The sequence below is a fragment of the Streptomyces sp. NPDC055078 genome, assembly GCF_053607985.1.
In genome coordinates, this window is the sequence record NZ_JBSGUP010000536.1 from 1 (window position 1) to 5717 (window position 5717).

Here is a 5717-nt window from a genome sequence, read left to right on the forward strand (position 1 = left end):
GCGGGGGCGCCGGCGCGCGCTGGGCGGGGGGGGCGGGGGCGGCCCCGGGCTGTCCGGTGGGGCTCCGCCCCACGCCCCGCTCCTCAATCGCCGGAGGGGCTGGATTTGCGCATGCCCGGGCTCCTCAAACGCCGGAGGGGCTGAAATTACAGCCCCTGAGGGCAGAACCGCTGCGCGCCGGGCGTCAGCCGCGTACCAGGGTCAGAACCTCGTCGCGGACCGTGGCCAGGGTTTCGGGGGTGCGGGCCTCGACGTTCAGGCGGAGGAGGGGTTCGGTGTTGGAGGGGCGGAGGTTGAACCACCAGTCGGCGGAGGTGACGGTGAGGCCGTCGAGTTCGTCGAGGGTGACGCCGGGGCGGGCGGCGAAGGCGGCGCGGACGGCGGCGGTGCGGGCGGACTGGTCGTCGACGGTGGAGTTGATCTCGCCGGAGCCCTGGTAGCGGTCGTACTCGGCGACGAGTTCCGAGAGGGGGGCCTTCTGGGAGCCCAGGGCGGCGAGGACGTGGAGGGCGGCGAGCATGCCGGTGTCGGCGTTCCAGAAGTCGCGGAAGTAGTAGTGGGCGGAGTGTTCGCCGCCGAAGATCGCTCCCGTACGGGCCATCTCCTGCTTGATGAAGGAGTGGCCGACGCGGGTGCGGACCGGTTCGCCGCCGTGTTCGCGGACGACCTCGGGGACGGACCAGGAGGTGATCAGGTTGTGGATCACGGTGCCGCCGGGGTGTTTGGCCAGTTCGCGGGCGGCTACGAGGGCGGTGATCGCCGAGGGGGAGATGCCCTCGCCCCGCTCGTCCACGACGAAGCAGCGGTCGGCGTCGCCGTCGAAGGCGAGGCCGAGGTCGGCCTCCTCGGCGCGGACGCGTTCCTGGAGGTCGACGATGTTCGCCGGGTCCAGCGGGTTGGCCTCGTGGTTCGGGAAGGTGCCGTCCAGCTCGAAGTACATCGGTACGAGCGTGACCGGGAGGGCGGCGAAGACGGTGGGGACGGTGTGGCCGCCCATGCCGTTGCCCGCGTCCACGACCACCTTGAGCGGGCGCATCGAGGCGAGGTCGACGAGGGAGAGGAGATGGTTCGCGTAGTCGGTGAGCGTCTCCCGCTCGGTGACCTGGCCACGGGTGGCGGCGGGCGCCGGGGCTCCGGAGTCCGACCAGCCCTCCACCAGGGCGCGGATGTCGGCGAGCCCGGTGTCCTGGCCGACGGGGGCGGCGCCCGCGCGGCACATCTTGATGCCGTTGTACTGGGCGGGGTTGTGGGACGCGGTGAACATCGCGCCGGGCAGCCCGAGGTGGCCGGAGGCGAAGTACAGCTGGTCGGTCGAGCAGAGCCCGATGAGGGTCACATCCGCGCCCCGGGCGGCGGCGCCCCTGGCGAACGCCGCCGAGAGCCCCGGCGACGACGGCCGCATGTCGTGGCCGACGACGATCGCGTCCGCCTCCGTCACCTGGACGAAGGCCGCGCCGAACAGTTCGGCCAGCGGCTCGTCCCACTGATCCGGCACCACTCCGCGAATGTCGTACGCCTTCACGATCTGCGACAGATCAGCAGCCACGGGCCAGCCCTTCTGGAAAGTCTTCTCGGTCGCCTCAAACTACCCGTACGGCTCAGTCCTGGCCGTAACGAGGATCAACCGATTCCGGAGCGAGACCCAACAATTCCGCCACTTGCTCGACCACGACCTCATGCACCAGCAAGGCGCGTTCCTCGCGGTTCTTCGTCCGGATCTCGACGGGCCGCCGGTAGACCACGATCCGTGCGGGGCGGCCCTGGACGGCGGGGGCCGAGCTGCCCAGCGGTACGGACTCCTCCGGAGCGCCCGGCACGTCGACGACGAGGAAGTCGACATCGGCCAGCTGCGGCCAGCGCCGCTCCAGCCGTTCCACCGAGTCCTGTACGAGGTCCTGGAAGGTTTCCGCGCGGCTGGCCGAGAGGGGCACCTGGGGCGGGGCGACCGGTCCGCGCATTCCGCGGCCGTGGCGGTCACGGCGGCGCGGCCTCGGTTCGATCGGGCGGTGCGGTACAGGACTGTCCATCACTGACGCAGGGTAGCTCTCCCGGGCCGGGGTCCCCTCGCGGCGCAAGGCGTAGGTGGGGGTCCCCCCACGCCGCAGGGCGTAGGGGGAGGCGCCCGGGGCCGCATGCCGGAAACAGTTCCACCGGCGGCATGTCGCTTTCTGAGCGTTCCGGTGGCCGTTGGGGCCGATTCCTCAGCTACCCGCGATCGGAGAACGCATGGCGATTGACCTGATTTACCCCACATCATGACCGGATCACCCATGGTGGCCTGCTGTGCGCTGCTCCTTCGGCGCAGGTCAGGCCCCCGACCTGGGAGCCGTCGGACATGACCGCACAGCACGACACGGTGGAGTGACCTGGTGGAGAGTCGTCGCAGCCCGCTCAAGAGTGCGGTACCGTCCAACGTCGTGAGCCCTGTACGTCGCTGTTCGCGCACCGCGTGCGGCCGCCCTGCCGTCGCGACACTGACGTACGTCTATGCCGATTCGACCGCGGTCCTCGGCCCGCTCGCCACTTACGCCGAGCCCCACTGCTACGACCTGTGCGCCGAGCACAGCGAGCGGCTCACCGCGCCGCGCGGCTGGGAGGTCGTACGGCTCACGGACTGCTCGGCCCCCGCCCGCCCCAGCGGTGACGATCTTGAGGCGCTGGCCAACGCCGTGCGGGAAGCGGCCCGTCCGCAGGGCCGGGCCGCCGAGGCGGGGAGCGGCCGGCGGACGGCGGACCCGATGGAGGTCGCCCGCCGGGGCCATCTGCGGGTCCTGCGCTCCCCCGACTCCTGACCCGGCGGAGTCCCCCGACTTCCTGACCCGGTCGACCAGGGCGGGCGCGCGCGGTGCGGTCAGCGGTCAGTCGTCCAGCACCCTCAGGTCCTGCTCCGCCTCCGGCACGGCCACCTTTCCCCGGTCGTACTGCAGCGGCTGCACGGTGAACATCGCGATCCCGTCACGCGGCAGCGCCAGTGTCCGGGACGCGTGCACCGGACCGCCCGACTCGGTCTCCACCGTCAGGGCGTATGTCCCCTTCAGGCCCTGCGGTACGGGCGGGGTGACCGCCAGGGTCGTACCGGCCTTCACCTCGTACGTCTTCACCGCCTGGCTGCCCCCTTCCGTACCGGCCGACGCGGTCACCCGGACCCGGGCGGCGGCCGTCGGCGCGGTCAGGGAGAGCGTCGAGCCCTTCTCGCGGTTGTCGGCGACGGTGGCCCGCTCGCCCACCGGGGCCGCGGCCGGGATGAAGGCGATCTCCTGCTTGGCGCCGGTGCCGCGGACGACCCGCAGGGCCGCCACGACCGGGGTGGCCCGCCCCTGCTGGGCCGGGGTGAGGATCAGTGAGCCGGGCTCGCCCTTGGTGACGTCCCGCAGTTCGGCGCTCGCGGTCATCCCCGACTTGACGTGCAGAGTCTCATTTCCGGCGGGGACGATCCGGCCGCCGGGACCGGCCAGTTCGATCTTCAGGTCGGCGTCGTCGGCACCGGGCGCGTAGGCCACCAGGCGTACGGAAGTGGCGTCGGCGGGGACACCGGGCAGCACCAGGGTGGCGGCGGGCTCGGCGGATGCGGTGAGCCAGTCGCTGCCCGCCTTGTCGTCGGCCGCGTGGATCGCCGTGCCCACCCGGCCCGAGCGGGTGCTGACATGGATGGTGACGTCCTGCGAGACATCGGAGGTCAGCGTGGAGAGCAGGATGGGGAAGCTGCCGTGGGCGGGCACCGGGATGCCCTCGGTGAGCGTCGTCCTGAGCCGGCCGTCCTTGCCGTACAGCTCGACGTCGGCGACCGCCGCGGTGTCGTCGGGGTTGGTGAGGTGGACGTAGTCCTGCCGTTCGGGGGCGGTGGACGCGCCGGGGAGCCAGAAGTCGGTGCCGGGCGCGGTGCAGCCGACGCCGAGCAGACCGCGGGAGCCTCCGGCGGTGACGGTGGTGGTCTGCTGGGCGCTCCAGCCGGGGGCCAGCGGGCCGGTCGCGGTGCCGATGAGGGCGGGGGCGCCTGCGTCGGCCTTCTCGGCGGTGGCGGGCCTGCCCGGTTCCTTGAGGGTGATCAGCGGCTTGTCGTCGGCGGGCTTTCTGGCCTCGCCCTCCGCGACCTTGCGCGGCTCGGCGCCGGCCGGGACGAGCCGGGCCGTACCGCCCTGGCCCGCGGTTCCCTTCGACACGGGGGTGAAGGAGGTGTAGCGGGTCTCGGCGGTCTCGGAGCGGCTGGGCGCGGGGCAGAGCAGGCTGGAGCGCTCGACCGGCAGCAGCGGCGGGGTCCCGGCGACCGCCCGCGCACCGTCGCCGTCCGGGGCGGTCAGCGAGGCGATGCCGGTGATCACGGCGAGGGCGGTCGCGGTGGCGAGCAGGGAGATGGTCGTGCGATTCACTCGGACTCGCCTCGCGTCGTTCTCTGGTCGGGGCCGGGGCCGGGGCTGCCGTGGCGGGGGCCTGGGCTGTGCTCGGGGCCGCCGGGGCCCTGGCCCGGCCCGCCGGGGCTGTGACCTGGCGCCGCGGGTTCGGTGCCGTAGCCGGGATCGCCGACGCCGGTTCCATAACCGGGGCCGCCGGGGCCCTGGCCCGGCCCGCCAGGGCTGTGACCTGGCGCCCCGGGGTCGGTGCCATAGCCGGGGCCGCCCGCGCCCGTCGCGTATCCGGTGGGGTAGGGCTGTTCGTACGCGCCGTCACCGTAGCCGCCGCCCGCCGGGGCGGGGGCGGCCCGGTACCCGTCGGCCGGGGACGGCTGCGCCTGCTGTTCGGGGGCGTACGGCTGACCGGTGCCGTTCTGGTCCTGGTACTGGTACTGCTCCGGGTACTGGTACTCGTACGGGCCGGGAGGCGGCGGCCCCGTGGCGGCCACGGGGGTCTCGGCGGCCTGGGCGCGCAGCCTGCGGGCCCGGCGGCCCTCGCCGTCCACGGGCTGGGTGGGAACGGCGATCGTCTCCTCCGGCAGGTCGTCGTCGATCTCGACGCGCCTGCCCGGCAGGGCGAGGACGACCAGCACGAGGGCCAGGAAGCCCTGGGCCCAGAGCCAGCCGGTGTGGGCGGTGGAGTTCTCGTACGTCAGACGCAGCCGACCGCCCTCGCGGGGCAGTTCGAAGCCCTGGGCCCAGCCGTCGACGGTCGTCTTCTTGAGCGCGCTGCCGTCCAGGGTGGCCTGCCAGCCCTCGTCGGCACGGTCGGCGATGCGCAGGACGCGTCCCTCAGGGCCCGGGCGGAGGGTGGCGCGGGCCTCGACGGCGCCCGACGCCACCGGCAGCGGGTCCTTGCCCGCGCTGACAATCGTGGCGCGGGCGACCTGGCGGTCCACCCGCCACAGCGCGCTGCCGTCGAGCTGGCTGAGGCGGCTGAGACCGGGCGTGGTGTCCAGGACCCGGATCGTCCGACGCGGCGCCCCATCGCGTACCAGGACATAGCGGATGGCGAAGCCGCTGAGCTGGCTGGTCTGGTCGGCACCGGAGCCCGCGACGAGATGGGCGACGACTCTGTCGAGCCGGGCGTCGCCGCCGCCCGCCGCCGCGAGTTCGGCGTCGCCGAGGCGGCTGCCCGAGCCCCGTACGAGGGTGTACGGGACCTTCGCGGCGGAGGTGCCGCCGAGCACCAGGGTGCGCGGCTGGTCGCGGGTGTCGCTCTCCTCGGCGACGAACGCGGGTACCTGGACGGGGTCGCGGCGCTCCAGCGGCCCGGCGGCACCGCCGATCATCCAGTTCGCGGCGGCCAGCAGCGGGCCGATCGCGGCG

Annotated in this window: 4 protein-coding genes and 1 pseudogene; 1 reads left to right on the forward strand and 4 read right to left on the reverse strand. The window is 73.7% G+C overall.

The genetic code is table 11. The features are described from left to right. Nucleotides 1-184: 184 nt before the first annotated feature. Together ACWF94_RS31345 and ACWF94_RS31350 are read right to left on the reverse strand one after the other, a co-directional pair. Nucleotides 185-1546, reverse strand: a complete 1362-nt coding sequence (locus ACWF94_RS31345; RefSeq protein WP_453496085.1) for a phosphomannomutase/phosphoglucomutase — start codon at nucleotides 1544-1546, stop codon at nucleotides 185-187. A gap of 52 nt (nucleotides 1547-1598) precedes the next feature. After that, nucleotides 1599-2027 (reverse strand): metallopeptidase family protein, encoded by a 429-nt coding sequence (locus tag ACWF94_RS31350; RefSeq protein ID WP_453496088.1) that lies wholly within the window; start codon nucleotides 2025-2027, stop codon nucleotides 1599-1601. Nucleotides 2028-2369: 342 nt separating this feature from the next. Here ACWF94_RS31350 and ACWF94_RS31355 point away from each other — a divergent pair, with 342 nt between their 5' ends. Beyond that, on the forward strand, nucleotides 2370-2792 hold the full coding sequence (locus ACWF94_RS31355; RefSeq protein WP_453496090.1) for a DUF3499 domain-containing protein: 423 nt from the start codon (nucleotides 2370-2372) through the stop codon (nucleotides 2790-2792). Between the two features lie 66 nt (nucleotides 2793-2858). Here the strand turns inward: ACWF94_RS31355 and ACWF94_RS31360 are convergent, their stop codons facing one another. Both ACWF94_RS31360 and ACWF94_RS31365 read right to left on the reverse strand, forming a co-directional pair. After that, the gene (locus ACWF94_RS31360) at nucleotides 2859-4367 is read right to left on the reverse strand and encodes a DUF5719 family protein (RefSeq protein ID WP_453496093.1); all 1509 of its coding nucleotides are present in this window, start codon (nucleotides 4365-4367) and stop codon (nucleotides 2859-2861) included. Then, nucleotides 4364-5717 (reverse strand): annotated as a pseudogene (locus tag ACWF94_RS31365) (family 2 glycosyl transferase); the annotation flags it as partial. The gene ACWF94_RS31360 and the pseudogene ACWF94_RS31365, both read right to left, overlap by 4 nt.